Genomic DNA, 16116 nt, shown 5'->3' on the forward strand with positions numbered 1-16116 from the left:
TCTCGGTGCGCCGACGCCCGCGGCCACCGTCGGACGGCCCGCGCTCAGGGACGCCATGCCTCGATCGGGTTGCCGAGCCAGCGGGTGTCGTCGGGGACCGACTCCGCCGCCATGACGAGCGACGCGGGACCCAGGGTGGTGCGGGCCCCGATCGTGCTGCCGGGCAGCACGATCCCGCCAGGGCCCAGCGTGGCGCCCTCACGGAGAACCACAGTATCCGTCCGCAAGATCCGGTCGTGGAAGAGGTGAGTCTGCAGGACACAACCGCGGTTCACGGTGGCCGCGTCCTCCAGGGTCACCAGATCGGTCTCCGGCAGCCAGTAACTCTCCACCCAGACACCCTCGCCGATGCGCGCACCGAGCCCGCGCAGCCAGGCCGTCATCACCGGAGTACCCGGAACCGAGCCCGCCAGCCACGGCACCGCCAGCACCTCCACGAAGGTGTCCGCCAGCTCGTTGCGCCACACGAACGCACTCCACAGCGGGTGCTCCCCGCTGCGGTGCCGCCCCACCAGCGCCCACTTGGCCACCACGGAGACCAGGCCCGCCACCGCACCGGCACCCAGGAGCACCAGCCCCGACAGCAGCGGCGCCCACCCGCCCAGCGCGCACAGCGCGGCCACCGTCAGGCCCGCCAGCGCCACCGAGCACAGCACCGGCACGATCCGGCACGCCTCCACCAGCGCCCGCGCCCACAGCAGCCGCGCCGGCGGCTCGTAGGTACGGCTCTGGTCGCCGTCGGCCGCGCTGCGCGGCAGCTTCACCGGCGGCAGCCCGAGGTACGACGTGCCCTTCTTGGCCTTCTTCGGCGTCGCCGACAGCACGCCCACCAGACCGCCGTCCGGCACACTGCGCCCCGGCGCGGTCATCCCGGAGTTCCCGAGGAACGCCCGCCGGCCGATCTCCGCACGGCCGATCCGCACATAGCCGCCGCCGAGCTCGTACGGCGCGGTCAGCGTGTCGTCGGCCAGGAACGCGCCCTCGCCGACCGTCGTCAGGCTCGGCAGCGCGAGCACGGTCGACACCTCGGCACCCCGGCCGATCCGCATCCCGAGCAGCCGCAGCCACACCGGGGTGACCAGACCGGCGTACAGCGGGAACAGCGTCTCGCGGGAGCGGTCCATCAGCTGGGACACCGTCCACGCCTGCCAGCCGACCCGGCTGTGCGTGGCGTGCGTACCGACGCGCAGCCCCAGACTGAGCAGCCGGACGGCGACCAGGATCAGCAGCGCGTACGCCAGCCCGAACGCGAGGGTGGCCGGGACCAGGGCGGCCGCCGCGCCCCGCAGGGCCTCGCCCAGACCGTCCCCGGGAGCCACGAAACGCCCGGCGACCAGCAGCGCGGCGGCGCCGGACAGCACCGGAAGCGCGCTCAGACCGAGACCGGTCAGGCCGTACATCACCCGCCAGTGGGTACCGCGCCGCGGCCGCTGCTTCGGCCAGTTCCGCTTGGCCTTGCCCAGCTTGACCGCCGGGGCGCCGGCCCAGCGCTGGCCCGTCGGGACCTGCCCGGTGACCGCCGAACCCGGGGCCACCTCGGCGCGCTTGCCGACCCGGGCGCCGGGGAAGAGCATGCTGCGCGTCCCGACGACCGCGTGGGCGCCGATCCGGACCGCGCCGATCACCAGCCGGTCGCCGTCCAGCCAGGAGCCGGACAGGTCCACCTCGGACTCCACGGCCGCGCCGCGGCCCACCCTGAGCAGCCCGGTGACCGGCGGCAGCGAGTGCAGGTCCACCTCGGGACCGATCCTGGCGCCCAGCGCCCGCGCGTACCGCTCCAGCCAGGACCCGGTCAGCGCGGTCGCTCCGGCGCACTCCGCGAGCCGTTCGGCCGTCCACAACCGCAGGTGCACCGAGCCGCCGCGCGGGTACCGGCCGGGCTGCACGCCCCGCAGCAGCAGCCGCGCGCCACCGGCCGCGATCGCGATCCGGCCGGGCGGCGTGAACAGGGCCACGGCCCCGGCACCGACCAGCCACCAGGGCGCGGTGGGCAGCCAGCCGTAGCCGGGCAGCAGGTTGCCGAGCGCGGCCAGCACCAGCGTCCAGCGCAGCCCGAGCAGCGTGAACAGCGGCAGCAGCACCATCAGCTGCACGAACTGGGCGCGGCGCGGCACCGGCGCGATCGTCCGCCGCGCGCCGTCGTCCTGCGCGGACGCCTCCAGCCGGCGGGCCAGCTTGCGCAGCACCGGCTGCTGGTAGATGTCGAGGACGGCCGCGCTCGGGTAGCGGGTGCGCAGCCGCGTGGTGAGCTGGGCGGCGGACAGGCTGCCGCCGCCGATCGCGAAGAAGTCGTCCGAGGCGCTGCTCACCGGGGCGCCGAGGACCTCGGCCCACTGCTCGGCGAGCCACGCCTCGGTGCCGTACAGCTGCTCGGCCGGACCGCCGCTCTCCAGGCCCTCCAGGGGCCACGGCAGCGCGTTGCGGTCGACCTTGCCCGAGATACGGGTGGGCAGCTCCGCCACGGGCGCCAGCAGCGGCACCAGGGCCGCGGGCAGCTCGGCGCGCAGCTTCTCCACGGCCGCCGCCCGGTCCCAGCCGTCCTGGGTGACGACATAGCCGACCAGCAGCTGGTTGCCGCCGCGCGCGGTCCGCACGGCCGCCGCGGCACCCGCGACGCCGGGCAGCGCCTGGAGGGCCGCGTCGACCTCGCCGAGCTCGATCCGGCGGCCGCCGAGCTTGATCTGCTCGTCGGCCCGGCCGAGGAACACCAGCCCTTCGCGGTCGGCCCGCACCAGGTCACCGCTGCGGTACGCCCGCTGCCAGCCCAGCGACTCCAGGGGCGCGTACTTCTCCGCGTCCTTCTCGGCGTCGAGGTACCGGGCCAGACCGACCCCGCCGATCACCAGCTGGCCGCTCTCGCCCATCGCCACCGGCTCGCCCGCGTCGTCCACGACGGCCAGTTCCCAGCCGTTGAGCGGCAGCCCGATGCGGATCGGCTCGGCACCCGTCATCAGGGCGGCACAGGCGACCACGGTGGCCTCGGTGGGGCCGTAGGTGTTCCAGACCTCGCGGCCCTCGGTGACCAGCCGCTGCGCCAGCTCCGGCGGACAGGCCTCGCCGCCGAAGATCAGCAGGCGGACGTCGTTGAGCGTCTCGGGCTCCCAGAGCGCGGCCAGCGTCGGCACGGTCGAGACGACGGTGATCTCCTGCTCGACCAGCCAGGGCCCGAGGTCGGCGCCGCTGCGGACCTGGGAACGCGGGACGGGCACCAGACAGGCGCCGTAGCGCCAGGCGAGCCACATCTCCTCGCAGGAGGCGTCGAAGGCCACGGACAGTCCCGCCATGACCCGGTCGCCGGGGCCGATCGGCTCCTCGGTGAGGAACAGCGCGGCCTCGGCGTCCACGAAGGCGGCGGCACTGCGGTGGGTGACGGCGACGCCCTTGGGCCTGCCGGTGGAGCCGGAGGTGAAGATGATCCAGGCGTCGTGCTCGGTGCCGGGGCGGCCGGCGGCACGCGCGTCCGCGCGGCGCACCTCGATCTCCAGACCCGCGCCGAGCACGGCGGCGACCTCCGCCTCGCCGAACACCAGGGCGGCCCGCTCGTCCGGGTCCTCGGCGTCCACGGGGACGTAGGCGGCACCGGCCGCGAGAACCCCGAGGACGGCGACGTACAGGTCGTTGGTGCCCGACGGCACCCGCACGCCCACCCGGTCGCCGAGTCCGATCCCGGCCCCGGCCAGCCGTCGCCGCAGCCGCTCCACCTCCACCGCGAGCGCGCGGTAGGAGAGCTGGGCGGTGCCGTCGTCCAGCGCGGGCTCGTCGGGATGGGCCCGTACACTCGCCTCGAACACGTCCACGAGCGTGCGCGGCGACGCCGCCGCCCCGGCCGAGAACCGTGCCGTGTTCCCGAACTCCTCGCGGATCTCTTCGTCGAGCAGGCCGAGAGCACTGCCCTCGTCTATCGCTGCCATCCGGTCCTCGCGTCTCGTTCCCGGAACCCTCCGGGGTGCCGGCGGGCCCTCAGGTCTGCCTGGGGTTGTCCGGCTCCGGCTGGGTACAAGCCGGAAATTTTAGTACGACGCTAGGCACGCGGTCCTGCCGCGGCCACCGGAGAGCGGCCGTTCGTGGCACTCGCTTGAATCTTGGAAGACCTCTGACCAGGTGTTCTTCGCCCACGACGAGAGATGGCCCACAGAGCGTGATGCAGGCCAACTCCGTGTGTCCGGCGGCGGGTACGGCGACGGCCGGTGCCGTGGCGGGGAGGGGATCGCCGCGGAACCGGCCGTCGTCGTGGGGCGGGCGGGTGGTCACACGGCGCTGACCTCGGCCCAGATGGACTTGCCCCAGGGCAGGTTGCCCACGCCCCAGCGGCCCGAGCACAGCGCGTCCAGGATGAGCAGACCGCGCCCGCGGTCCCGCTCCACGGAGATGGGCCGCAGCCGCGGGTGGCGGCCCAGCGGGTCGTGCACCTCCACCCGGGTCCGGGAGCCGTCGCTGTCGATGACGAGCCGCACCGGATCGTCCGGGTCGGTCTCGTAGCGCAAGGAGTTGGTGACCAGCTCGCAGGTGACCAGCGCGACGGCGTCGATGTGGTCACGGGAGGCGTCCGGTAGGTGGTGCGTGATGAAGTCACTCACGTACCGCCGTGCCGCCCCGGCCGACTGGGGTTCGCTCGCCAGTAACAGGACCGGCGGCGGGGCGACTTGCAGTGCACGGGGTTCGGTCGTGGTGCTCCGCTGGCGTTCGATCATGTGGATCCCCTCACGGGCATGTCCCAACGCAGGCACGGTGGTTCGCCATGCGAGTGCGGTCACTTTCGTATTTCCCGGATTCATGGTGCCTTCCCGGCACAGTCGATCGCAATACGTACCGCGTGATGTGAAAAATTGCGCACCGGGTCGAGAGAGTTGCGGCACAAGTCGTCAGCCGGTGGCGACGGTTGGGGCGGCACGGCAGACTGTCGGGCAGTTCACCGCAGAGAAGGGGGAACCCGTGAGCACGCCCACGGTGCGCCGGCGTCGGCTCGGTGCGAAGTTGCGCGACCTGCGCGGCGAACTCACCCTCGACGAGGTCGCGGAGCACTCCGACGGCGCGTTCGTCTCCTCGAAGCTGTCCCGGATGGAGACCGGCAAGACCGCTCCCAAGGCGGCTGACATCCAGGCGCTGCTCGACCTGTACGCCGAACTCGGCCGTGACGTCAGCGACGAGCTGCGCGCGGCCCTGATCACGCTCACCAAGGAGGGTGGCAGACGCGGCTGGTGGCACTCCTACCGGGGTGTCCTCACCCCGGTGTACGAGGACCTGATCAGCCTGGAGGCCGAGGCGGAGACGGTCTCCACCTGGCAGCTGGGCATGATCCCCGGACTGCTCCAGACCGCGGAGTACGCCCGCGAGATCATCCGGGCGACCGCCATGTCCGAGGCGGTCGAGGCACGGGTCGACGCGCTGGTCGAGGTACGGCTCGCACGCCAGGCCGTCCTCACCCGCGACAGCGACCCGCTGGCGCTCTGGGCGATCATCTCCGAACAGGCCCTGCGTTCCACCACCGAGGATCCCGCCCTGATGTACGAGCAGTTGGGGCGCCTGCTTACGATGGGGCGGCGTCCGAACATCAACATCCAGGTGTTGCGCTCGGACGCTCCCCTCCACGCCGGGCTGACCGGCACCTTCAGCATCCTGGGCTTCGGTCCGCACACGGACCTGGACGTCGTCCACCAGGAAGGGCTGACCTCCGCCCTGTACATCGAGGAACGTGATCGGGTCTCCACGCACCGGGCCGCGTGGCAACGCCTCACGTCTGCCGCCGAGTCCGTCGAGGCGTCGGTGGAACTGATCACCCAGATAAGGAAGAACGAATAAGGAATGAAGCACGCTGACGACGCGTCGACTCTGCCGGTGACCTGGTGGAAGTCCTCGGCGTCCGCATCACAGTCCGACTGCGTGGAATGCGGGATCGTCGACGAGGCGACGGTCGCCGTCCGCGACAGCAAGCGGCCGTACGGGCCCGCGCTGCTGCTCGGCCGACCGGCACTCTCCGCGTTCACCACGACGCTGGCCCTCGGCGACGGCCGAATAGGCCGCCGCGGCTGAGCAGACCCCCTGGACCTCACGAGCGGGTGCGGCCGGAGCCACCGGGAGGTGGTCACCCGCACGCACCCCGGAAAACCAAGGAACCCCTGCTCAGCAGGGGTTCCTTGGTTTTCTCGCAGTGTCCGAGGGGGGACTTGAACCCCCACGCCCGATAAAGGGCACTAGCACCTCAAGCTAGCGCGTCTGCCATTCCGCCACCCGGACAAGGTGTCTGTCGTGCGGGGTTTCCCCCGCGGCGACGAAGGAAACACTACCAGGCTTTCCGGGGTGGCCGATCACACCCCGTTCCGGGCGCGGCCGGGCGTGAACGGCGTGTGACGGGCCGGGACCGGCCTTGGGGCGGAGCCGGAAGGGAGAGAGGATGGCAGGGACCGGCCGGCAGTGACAGCAGGAGGAATCAGCGTGAGCGAGACGGACACGGCCAGGGGCGTCACCGGCGAGGACGAGGTCGTGGACCTCTGCCGCGAGCTGATCCGGTTCGACACCAGCAACTACGGCGACCACTCCGGTCCGGGCGAGCGCAAGGCCGCCGAGTGGGTCGCGGAGAAGCTGGCCGAGGTCGGGCTGGAGCCGAGGATCTTCGAGTCGCACCCGGGCCGCGCCTCCACGGTGGCCCGCATCGAGGGAGCGGACCCGTCCCGCCCCGCGCTGCTGATCCACGGACACCTCGACGTCGTACCGGCCAACGCCGACGACTGGACCCACCACCCCTTCTCCGGTGAGGTCGCGGACGGCTGCGTGTGGGGCCGGGGCGCCGTCGACATGAAGGACATGGACGCCATGACCCTGGCGGTCGTCCGCGACCGGCTCAGGAGCGGCCGCAAGCCGCCCCGCGACATCGTGCTGGCCTTCCTCGCCGACGAGGAGGCCGGCGGCACCTACGGCGCCCGGTTCCTGGTCGACCGCCACCCGGACCTCTTCGAGGGCGTCACCGAGGCGATCAGCGAGGTGGGCGGCTTCTCCTTCACGGTGAACGACCAGCGGCGGCTCTACCTGATCCAGACGGCCGAGAAGGGCATGCACTGGATGAAGCTCAAGGTGGCGGGGACCGCCGGACACGGCTCGATGATCCACCGCGACAACGCGATCACCGAGCTGTCCGAGGCCGTCGCCCGCGTCGGCCGGCACAGGTTCCCGGTGCGGGTCACCAAGACCACCCGGGCCTTCCTCGACGAACTGGGCGACGCGCTCGGCACCGAGCTGGACCCGGAGGACATGGAGTCGACGCTGGCCCGGCTGGGCGGCATCGCCAAGCTCATCGGCGCGACGCTCAGCAACACCGCCAACCCCACCCAGCTCAACGCCGGCTACAAGGTCAACGTCATCCCGGGCGAGGCCACCGCGCACGTGGACGGACGGTTCCTGCCCGGCCACGAGGAGGAGTTCCTCGCCGACCTCGACCGGCTCCTCGGCCCGCACGTGGTCCGCACGGACGTGCACTCCGACAAGGCGCTGGAGACGTCCTTCGACGGGGCCCTGGTGGAGGCCATGCAGTCCTCGCTGCTCGCCGAGGACCCCACGGCCAAGGCGGTCCCCTACATGCTCTCCGGCGGCACCGACGCGAAGTCCTTCGACGCCCTCGGCATCCGCGGCTTCGGCTTCGCCCCGCTGAAGCTGCCGCCGGAGCTGGACTTCGCCGGCATGTTCCACGGCGTGGACGAGCGGGTGCCCGTGGACGGGCTCCAGTTCGGCGTGCGCGTGCTCGACCGCTTCATCGACGCCTCGTGAGGCAATGGCTCGGGCCAATCGGGCGACTGTGCGAGTCCGACTGAGAAGAGTGAATGCGACGATAAGCTCGTAGCTCCATTACTTCCTCCTCGTTACACATCATGCGATCCGCTACTTGGGACCGCATTGCCAACAAGGAGGAATAATGCTCAAGAAGGTCGTCGCTGCTGCGGCTGCCACTGGTGGTCTGGTTCTCGCGGGTGCGGGCCTGGCCGTCGCCGACTCGGGTGCTCAGGGTGCCGCCGTGGGTTCCCCGGGTGTCATCTCCGGCAACGTGATCCAGGTTCCCGTGCACGTCCCGGTGAACGTCTGCGGCAACACGATCTCCGTGATCGGGCTGCTGAACCCCGCCTTCGGCAACACCTGCATCAACAAGTGACGCCGACTCTCTGAGGGGCGTCTTTCCGTCGGCCCCGGAGCGCGCGCCACGCGCTCCGGGGCCGACCGGTTTTCCGCGGTTGTTTCCGCGAGGAATGCACGGTCAGGATCCAAGGCAGGGGGGAATTCAGAAATGCGACAGGGTACCCGCAAGGGCCTTATGACAGTGGCCGCGGCGACCGGCGTGATCGCCGCGGCGAGCGGTTACGCCCACGCCGACTCGGGGGCCGTCGGCTCCGCCGGCGACTCACCGGGCGTGCTGTCCGGCAACACGGTGCAGGCGCCGGTGCACGTGCCGGTGAACGTCTGCGGCAACACGGTCAACGTCGTCGGCGTCCTCAACCCGGCGATGGGCAACAAGTGCGCCAACCACGGCGGCGGGGGCGGCGCGACCGGGGGCTACGGCGACTCGGGCGGTTACGGCGGTGGGCACGGTGGCGGCCATGGCGGCCACGGCGGTTCGCACGCCGGCGGCCACACCGGCGGCTCGCCCGGGGTCGGGTCGGGCAACACGGTCCAGGCACCGATCGACGTACCGGTCAACGTGTGCGGCAACAGCGTCAACGTGATCGGCATCGGCAACACGGCGCTGGGCAACGCCTGCGACAACGGCGGGGGTTACGGCGACGACGACGGCTCAGGTGGGCACGGGGGCCACGGGGGCCACGGTGGGCATGGAGGTCATGGCGGCCACGGTGGTCATGGGGGCCATGGAGGTCACGGAGGCCAGGGCGGCTCTGGTGGGCATGGAGGTCACGGTGGTCATGGGGGCCATGGAGGTCATGGTGGCGGTGGCCACTCTGGCAACCCGGGTACCCCGGGCCAGCCGGGTACGCCCGGCACTCCTGGAACCCCCGGTACTCCTGGGCACCCGGGCACTCCCGGAACCCCCGGTACTCCGGGCCAGCCGGGCACTCCCGGAGCCCCCGGTCACCCGGGCGCTCCCGGTCACCCCGGCGGCGGGGCCGTCCCGGCCGGTGGTCACGGCTCCTCCGTCGTCAGCCCGGTGGGCAGCAGCTCGGTGATCCAGCCGGGCAACGGCGCCGCGCAGCTCGCGCACACGGGCAGTGACCTCCCGGTGGGCCTCGCGCTTCCGGCGGGCGCCGGCGCGCTGCTCGCGGGCACGGTGCTCTACCGCAAGGCGCGCGCCAGGGCGTAGCACACGCACGGTGACGCACCCTCGCGGTGCGTGACACGGAGGGCGGCCCCGCCGACGCGGGGCCCCTTCCGTCAGTCGGCCAGTCTCACCATGTGGCACGCACCTGGCGGATGATCCGCCGGCGCAACCGCACCCTGCGGCTGCCGTCGCGCATGAGGCTCAGTCGGTCCAACTCCCAGTGTCCGTACTCGGCATGGTCCGTCAGCAGACGTGTGGCCTCCTTGCGGGACACCCCGCGAGGTACGTACACGTCGACAAATTCGTATTCCGGCATCGCATCTATTGTGCGGGCTGGGGCCCGGTACGGATAGCGTCTGCACTATGTCTGATGCTGCGCAGCCCACCGCTGCCGAGGTACGCGCCGCCGCCGAGGCGGTCAAGACCGCGCTCGACCGCCATCTGGCCGCGGTCGAACGCAGGTCGGGGGAGGACGACCCGGCTGTCTACGAGGCGTTCAACCAGCTGGCCGCGGCCGCCGAGGTCTACGACGAGCTCCTGTACGACCGCTACGACGAGGTCACACCCTTCGAGATCCCCGGCACCGAGGACTCGCTGCCACCGTACGCGGGTCCCGGCGAACCGAACGCGATCAGTGTGCTGATCCGCCGCGACTACGCCGTGGCGGAACCACAGCGGCTGCTGGCACAGGCCCAGCGGGTCCGGGCCGTGGAGTACGACGAGGGTCCCGCCGTCGGCGAGGAGGCCGCCGGCACCGTCCACGGGGCGCTCGGGGTCCTGTTCGGCGAGTTCGAACCGGACGAGATCGCCTCCCGGCACAAGGAGTTCGGCCTGGAGGAGGGCGACTCCACGCTGTGGGTGACCGCGGCGGAGGACCCGGCCGAGCCCGGCGAGTGGCTGGACGCGCCGTTCGAGGGCGTCGATCCGCAGCTGGTGGTGTGCCGCTTCGACGTCAGCGCGGTGTTCGACGACGAGGACCCGGAGGACGCCGAGGCCGGGGAACTGGAGGACGACCTCGACCTCGACGAGGACCTGGAGCCACTGGACGCCGAACGCTGACCCGGCCCGACCGGTGGTGCCCCTCCGGCCTCCCCGGGCCGGTCGGGCACCACCGGTCGGCGTCGCTGTGCGGACCGTGTCTCAGCCGACTGCCGGCACCTGAGTCCTGAGCAGCAGCGGCAGACGGGTCGTCCTGGGCTTCGGCAGGATCTCGGCCACCGCCTTCGGCAGGGCCTGTTCCACGCCGTGCACCACCGAAAGATGCCGCTCCGCCCGACTGAACGCCGTGTACACCCAGGGGCGGCTGAGGGACCCGGCCGCGTCACCGGGCAGCACCACGACCGCCGCCGGCCACCGGCCGCCCGCCGCCTGGTGGGCGGTCAGCGCCCAGCCGTGCCGCACCGACTGCTCCACCCGCTCCTTCGCCACGACGACCTCGGTGTCGCCGCACGACAGATGCAGCCCTTCGGCGTCGGCCCTCACCACCTGCCCCGGCTCCGTACGGCCCGGAGCGGGGGAGTAGGCGACCCGGTCGCCGGGGTCGAAGCCGCCGAACCGGCCGGGGCCCGGGTTGAGCCGTTCCTTCAGGGCGGCGTTCAGGGCACGGGTGCCCGCCGCGCCACCGTGGCCCGGGGTGATCACCACCGTCTGCCCGGCGGGGACGCCGATGGCGCGCGGCACGGAGTCGGCGACCAACTGCACCGTCCGGTGCACCGCCTCGCCCGCGTCCCGCACCGGCACGATCACGACCTCCTTGCCGGGCGCCTCGACCTGGAGGAGTTCGCCCACGCCGATCCCGGAGACCAGCTCGCCGAGCGGTCCGGGGTCGGGCGTGCGGGAGGCGACCACCGGGCAGACGCGGGCCGCGAGCAGGTCGGCGAAGACCCGCCCAGGGCCCGCCGACCACAGCACCGCCGGATCCCCGCTGAGCACCAGCCGGGCTCCGTCGGGCAGCGCCTCCACGATCATCGCCGCGCTCTCCACGTCCAGCTGGGGCGCGTCCAGGACGATCAGCAGGTCGAGGTCCAGGGCGCCCTCCGCGTCCCGGCCGGGGCCGTGGGCGCCGGAGAGCAGACCGGCGACCGTGCCGACCGCGTCCGCTCCGTCCCCCAGCGCCGCCGCCACTCGCCGGCGGCCGTCGGGGGTGTGGGCGGCGGCGAAGGCACGCAGTCCCGCCGCGCGGGCGGCGGCCAGCAGTGCCGCCGGTTCGGACCGGGCGGCCTCGCCGCCGGTGTGCAGCACGAGTCCGTGTCCGGCGACCGCCCTCGCCAGCTCGGCCGCGCCTCCGGAGGCCGCCGCCGCGGCCGCCTCCCAGTGCTGCGGGGCGTCCTTGCCGGGGGAGTTGACCAGCCGGGCCAGTCCGTCGGCGAGGCTCTCCTCGGCCAGCGCGTACCGCTCCAGGCCGACCAGGACCCGGACCGGCCGCTCCTCCTCGTCGTCCTCGGGTTCCGGGGCGCCCGGTTCGAGGGCGTCCTGGAAGACCAGGGCCTCGCCCTCGGCGAGCGTGCTCTGCACGGCGGCCTCCGGATCGGGCACCGCCCGCTGGGTCAGCGCCGCCGTCAGCGTCGGCATCTCCAGCGCGGTGTGTCCGGCGACGGCCGCCTGTTCGAGGAGCCACCCGGTCAACGCCCGGCCGCGCCGCTCGTCGTCCGGGCCGCACTCCGCGCCGAGCAGCGCCCGCGCGAAGCCGTCGGCCTGGTCCGGGCGTACACCGCCGACCCGGAGCAGCTGCCAGGGGTCGTCGCGCAGCAGCGCGTCCGCGCCCTCGCCGAGGGCGGCCGCGACCGCGGGCGCCAGCGACTCCGGCGCACCGCCGTCGGCCAGGACCCGTCGTACCGCCGCGATCGTGTCCGCGGTGGGTCCGGCCGGTCCGGCGGTCCTCGCGGGCGGGGCGGCGGGAGCCGGCGCCGGCCGGCGGGCCGCTTCGGCCACGGGTGCCGGGCGCGCGGCGGGTTCCGGAGCGGCGAAGACCGTTGCCGCCCGCTTCTCCCCGCTCTCCACCGCCCGGATCGCCGCGAGCAGATCGGCCGCCGTACCGCTGAGGCCGCTCCCGCTCTCGATCGGACCCCTCTTCTCGGCCTTCCGCCGCGCGATCCGCTCCCGCTCGACCCGCTGGGCGGCCAGCTCCGCCGCGGCCTCGGAAACCTGCCCCCCACCCCCCTCGGCCACCGCACCGGCCGCGGCGGCCGACCCGTCCACCTCCGAACCGTCACCACCGCCCCCGACCGCGGCTTCCGCCACTGCACCGGCCGCGCCCTGCGCCGCCGAGTCGCCGTCGTCGTCCACGCCACCGGCCGCACCGCCCCCGGCCGGCCCTCCGGTCGGCGAACCGTCGCCGCGTCCCGCCCCTTCCGCCCCCGAACCGGCACCGCGCCCCGCACCGTCTCCCGTCGGCACGCCACCGCCTCCCGCGGCGTCCCCCGTCGTCCCCCCGGCCGTCGTCCCCTCGTCGTCGGCCTCGGGCGTGGCGCCCAGCCCCGGCTCCGTGCTCACAGCGTGCTCCAGTCGTGATCGGGATAGCGGTGCACGGGCGCCGACACGTCGTCGAGCGCCCGGCAGATCTCGTCAGGAAGCGTAAGTGCCTCCACTGACAGTGCCGCCGTGAGCTGCTGCGCGTTGCGTGCGCCGACGATCGGCGCGGCCACGCCCGGCCGGTCCCGCACCCAGGCCAGCGCCACCTGGAGCGGTGTCACCGCCAGGCCGTCGGCCGCGGTCTGCACCGCGTCCACGATCCGCGTCGCGGTGTCGTCGAGGTACGGCGCGACGAACGGCGCCAGATGCTCGGAGGCACCCCGCGAGTCCGGGGGAGTGGCGTCGCGGTACTTCGCGGTCAGCACGCCCCGGCCGAGCGGCGAGGACGGCAGCAGGCCGATGCCCAGGTCCAGCGCCGCCGGCAGCACCTCGCGCTCCACGCCCCGCTGGAGCAGCGAGTACTCCAGCTGGGTGCTGGCCAGCCGGGTGCGGGTACCGGGCGCCGCGAGCTGCCAGGTGGCCGCCTTCGCCAGCTGCCAGCCGCAGAAGTTGGAGACCCCGGCGTAGCGGGCCCGGCCGCTGCTGACGGCCAGGTCGAGGGCCTGGAGCGTCTCCTCCAAGGGGGTGTCCGGATCGTAGGCGTGCACGTGCCAGACGTCGACGTGGTCGGTGCCGAGGCGGGCCAGGGAGGCGTCCAGCGCGGCGAGCAGATGGCCGCGCGAGCCGTCGAAGCGGCGGTCCGGGTCCGGGACGCTGCCCGCCTTCGTCGAGATGACCAGGTCCCGGCGGGGCACCAGCCCTTCCATGAGCTGCCCGAGCAGGTACTCGGCCTCTCCGTCGCCGTACACGTCCGCGGTGTCGACGAGGGTGCCGCCGGCCTCCCAGAACGCCTTCAGCATGTCCGCGGCGTCGTGCTCGTCGACGTCCCGGCCCCAGGTGAGGGTGCCGAGTCCGATTCTGGACACACGCAGGCCGGTACGGCCGAGATGCCTCTGCTCCATGTCCGCGAGATTACTGGCCAGAGCTGGTGCGTTGGGTTGCCTGTGGATAACCGATTTCCCAGCGGTGGAGGGGTGGCCGGCCGCGGGGCGCCGCACGCTAAGGTCTCTCGCGACAGCGACGTTACTGATCGGTAAGGGGATCGGCCATGCAGCTCGGGATCAACCTCGGCTACTGGGGTGCCGGGATGGACGGGGACAATCTGGCCGTGGCGCAGGAGGCCGAGCGCCTCGGGTACGCCGTCTGCTGGGCCGCCGAGGCCTACGGCTCCGACGCCGCCACCGTGCTCAGCTGGGTCGCGGCCAAGACCGAGCGCATCGACGTCGGCTCGGCCATCTTCCAGATCCCGGCCCGGCAGCCCGCCATGACCGCGATGACGGCCGCCACCCTCGACTCCCTCTCCGGCGGCCGTTTCCGGCTCGGCCTCGGCGTCTCGGGACCGCAGGTCTCCGAGGGCTGGTACGGCGTCAAGTTCGACAAGCCGCTCTCCCGCACCCGCGAGTACGTGGAGATCGTGCGCAGGGCGATGACCCGCGAGCGGCTGTCGTACGAGGGCGAGCACTGGACCCTGCCGCTGCCCGGCGGCCCCGGCAAGCCGATCAAACTGACCGTGCACCCCGAGCGCGAGCACATCCCGGTCTACATCGCCGCCATCGGGCCGAAGAACCTGGAGCAGACCGGCGAGATCGCCGACGGCGCCCTGCTGATCTTCCCCTCGGCCGAGCACCTGGAGGAGACGGCCGTGAAGTACCTGCGCGCGGGCCGCGAGAAGGCCGGGAAGACCCTCGACGGGTTCGACGTCTGCCCGACGCTGCCCCTCGCCGTCGGCGACGACAACGACGTGCGGGCACTCGCCGACACCTTCCGGCCGTACACCGCGCTGTACGTCGGCGGCATGGGCAGCCGCAAGCAGAACTTCTACAACCAGCTCGCCCGGCGCATGGGTTACGAGCAGGAGGCCGCCGAGATCCAGGACAAGTACCTGTCCGGGGACAAGAACGGCGCGGCGGCCGCCGTACCGCACGACCTGATCGACCGGACCACGCTGCTCGGGTCCGTGGCGCGGATCGCCGACCGGATGAAGGCCTACGCGGCCGCCGGGGTGACCACCCTGTCCCTCGCCCCCGCCGGCTTCACCCTGGACGAGCGGCTCGCCTCGCTCCGCGCCGGTGCCGAGGCCCTGGAGCGTGCCGGGCTCGCGTGAGCGACGCGGCGGGAGAGTTCAGCGGCCGTGGTGGGGGCTCGGGGGGTCTTCCCCGCCACGGCCGTCACGGAGAACAACGCGCCGCCGCCCGCGCGGTTACGCCCCTGGAGTGACCCCGGTCGTCGCTCACATCCATCCCCGCCGCTTGAACAGCCGGTACAGCACCGTCTCCAGCACCGCCATGACCATGATCACCGCGGGATACGACCAGAACCAGTGCAGCTCGGGCATGTGGTCGAAGTTCATGCCGTAGACACCGGCGATCATCGTGGGCACCGCCGCCATGGCCGCCCACGCGGAGATCTTCCGCATGTCGTCGTTCTGCCGCACGCTCATCTGCGCGAGGTGGGCGCTGAGGACGTCGGACACCAGCCGGTCGAGGGCCTCCACCCCCTCGTTCACCCGCAGCAGATGGTCGTTAACGTCCCGGAAGAACGGCCGCGCCTCCTCGTGCACGAACGGCACCGAGGCGCCGCCGTGTGCACCCGTCCCCGCCAGCTTCGTCATCGGCACGGCCAGCGGCACGGTCGCGCGGCGGAACTCCAGGATCTGCCGCTTGAAGGAGTAGATCCGGGACGCGGTGTGCCGGGAACCGCCGCCGCCCGGCGAGAACACCTCGGCCTCCACCTCCTCCAGGTCGTTCTGCAACTCGGTCGCGACCTCCAGGTAGTGGTCGACGACCGCGTCGGAGATCGAGTACAGCACCCCCGTGGGACCGTGCTTGAGCAGCTCGTGCTGCTCCTCCAGATGCCGCCGGATGTCCCCGAGCGGCGACGGCGTCCCGTGGCGCACGGTCACCACGAAGGAGTCCCCGACGAAGATCATCAGCTCGCCGGAGGTCACCGTGTCGGTCTTCGTCTCGTACGTCACCGGCTTCAGGACGACGAACAGCGAGTCGTCGTACACCTCCAGTTTGGGCCGCTGGTGCGCGGTCAGGGCGTCCTCCACCGCCAGCGGATGCAGCCCGAACTCGTCGGTGACCAGGGCGAACTCGCGCTCGGTGGGCTCGTACAGGCCGATCCACAGAAAGCTGTCGCCACGCGCGCGTGCCTCCGCGAGGGCGTCCGAGAAGTCCTGCGGGGTCTCCATCCGCTCCCCGCCCCGGTAGATGGCGCAGTCGACGATCACGGAGCGTATTCTCCCGCCGCCCGCCCGCCTGCACACGCCGGCTTGCGCCTACCCTGGGCCG

The 16116-nt window shown here is 72.8% G+C and carries 13 protein-coding genes and 1 tRNA gene; 7 read left to right on the forward strand and 7 right to left on the reverse strand.

The window, feature by feature from the left end; all coding sequences use genetic code 11:
- Positions 1-44 precede the first annotated feature (44 nt).
- Both AB0G52_RS00605 and AB0G52_RS00610 read right to left on the reverse strand, forming a co-directional pair.
- Positions 45-3911 (reverse strand): Pls/PosA family non-ribosomal peptide synthetase, encoded by a 3867-nt coding sequence (locus AB0G52_RS00605; RefSeq protein WP_361332502.1) that lies wholly within the window; start codon positions 3909-3911, stop codon positions 45-47.
- A 336-nt stretch (positions 3912-4247) separates the two neighbouring features.
- Positions 4248-4691, reverse strand: coding sequence for an ATP-binding protein (locus tag AB0G52_RS00610; RefSeq protein ID WP_132889101.1), 444 nt, complete (start codon positions 4689-4691; stop codon positions 4248-4250).
- 241 nt (positions 4692-4932) lie between these two features.
- Between AB0G52_RS00610 and AB0G52_RS00615 the strand changes: the two genes are divergently transcribed.
- The gene (locus tag AB0G52_RS00615) at positions 4933-5799 is read left to right on the forward strand and encodes a Scr1 family TA system antitoxin-like transcriptional regulator (RefSeq protein WP_132889102.1); all 867 of its coding nucleotides are present in this window, start codon (positions 4933-4935) and stop codon (positions 5797-5799) included.
- Positions 5800-5802: 3 nt separating this feature from the next.
- Positions 5803-6030: a DUF397 domain-containing protein gene (locus AB0G52_RS00620; RefSeq protein ID WP_132889103.1), complete on the forward strand. Its 228-nt coding sequence runs from the start codon at positions 5803-5805 to the stop codon at positions 6028-6030.
- A 119-nt stretch (positions 6031-6149) separates the two neighbouring features.
- Here AB0G52_RS00620 and AB0G52_RS00625 read toward each other — a convergent pair.
- Positions 6150-6234, reverse strand: a tRNA-Leu gene (locus AB0G52_RS00625).
- Between the two features lie 198 nt (positions 6235-6432).
- On the opposite strand from AB0G52_RS00625, the gene AB0G52_RS00630 reads away from it, so the two are divergent.
- From AB0G52_RS00630 to AB0G52_RS00640, 3 genes are all read left to right on the forward strand, one after another.
- Entirely contained in the window at positions 6433-7758 is a 1326-nt protein-coding gene (locus AB0G52_RS00630; protein WP_361332507.1) for a M20/M25/M40 family metallo-hydrolase, read from the forward strand.
- 145 nt (positions 7759-7903) lie between these two features.
- Positions 7904-8137 (forward strand): chaplin ChpH, encoded by a 234-nt coding sequence (gene chpH / locus AB0G52_RS00635; RefSeq protein WP_046732802.1) that lies wholly within the window; start codon positions 7904-7906, stop codon positions 8135-8137.
- A gap of 132 nt (positions 8138-8269) precedes the next feature.
- Positions 8270-9295 carry a chaplin gene (locus AB0G52_RS00640; RefSeq protein ID WP_361332510.1) on the forward strand — a complete coding sequence of 342 codons (1026 nt, stop codon included), beginning with the start codon at positions 8270-8272 and terminating at the stop codon, positions 9293-9295.
- Between the two features lie 85 nt (positions 9296-9380).
- Here AB0G52_RS00640 and AB0G52_RS00645 read toward each other — a convergent pair whose 3' ends face one another.
- Positions 9381-9569, reverse strand: coding sequence for a DUF5703 family protein (locus AB0G52_RS00645; RefSeq protein ID WP_046732800.1), 189 nt, complete (start codon positions 9567-9569; stop codon positions 9381-9383).
- Positions 9570-9616: 47 nt separating this feature from the next.
- On the opposite strand from AB0G52_RS00645, the gene AB0G52_RS00650 reads away from it, so the two are divergent.
- Positions 9617-10312, forward strand: coding sequence for a hypothetical protein (locus tag AB0G52_RS00650; protein WP_132889106.1), 696 nt, complete (start codon positions 9617-9619; stop codon positions 10310-10312).
- 81 nt (positions 10313-10393) lie between these two features.
- Here the strand turns inward: AB0G52_RS00650 and AB0G52_RS00655 are convergent, their stop codons facing one another.
- Positions 10394-12745 carry a helix-hairpin-helix domain-containing protein gene (locus AB0G52_RS00655; protein ID WP_361332513.1) on the reverse strand — a complete coding sequence of 784 codons (2352 nt, stop codon included), beginning with the start codon at positions 12743-12745 and terminating at the stop codon, positions 10394-10396.
- Positions 12742-13725, reverse strand: coding sequence for an aldo/keto reductase (locus AB0G52_RS00660; RefSeq protein ID WP_132889108.1), 984 nt, complete (start codon positions 13723-13725; stop codon positions 12742-12744). Before AB0G52_RS00660 ends, AB0G52_RS00655 begins: the two co-directional genes overlap by 4 nt.
- A 146-nt stretch (positions 13726-13871) precedes the next feature.
- Between AB0G52_RS00660 and AB0G52_RS00665 the strand changes: the two genes are divergently transcribed.
- Positions 13872-14927: an LLM class F420-dependent oxidoreductase gene (locus AB0G52_RS00665; RefSeq protein ID WP_361332516.1), complete on the forward strand. Its 1056-nt coding sequence runs from the start codon at positions 13872-13874 to the stop codon at positions 14925-14927.
- Between the two features lie 126 nt (positions 14928-15053).
- Here AB0G52_RS00665 and corA read toward each other — a convergent pair whose 3' ends face one another.
- Positions 15054-16055, reverse strand: coding sequence for a magnesium/cobalt transporter CorA (corA, locus tag AB0G52_RS00670; RefSeq protein WP_165939370.1), 1002 nt, complete (start codon positions 16053-16055; stop codon positions 15054-15056).
- Positions 16056-16116 lie beyond the last annotated feature (61 nt).

Source organism: Streptomyces sp. NPDC021562 (assembly GCF_040640875.1).
Lineage (GTDB): Bacteria > Actinomycetota > Actinomycetes > Streptomycetales > Streptomycetaceae > Streptomyces.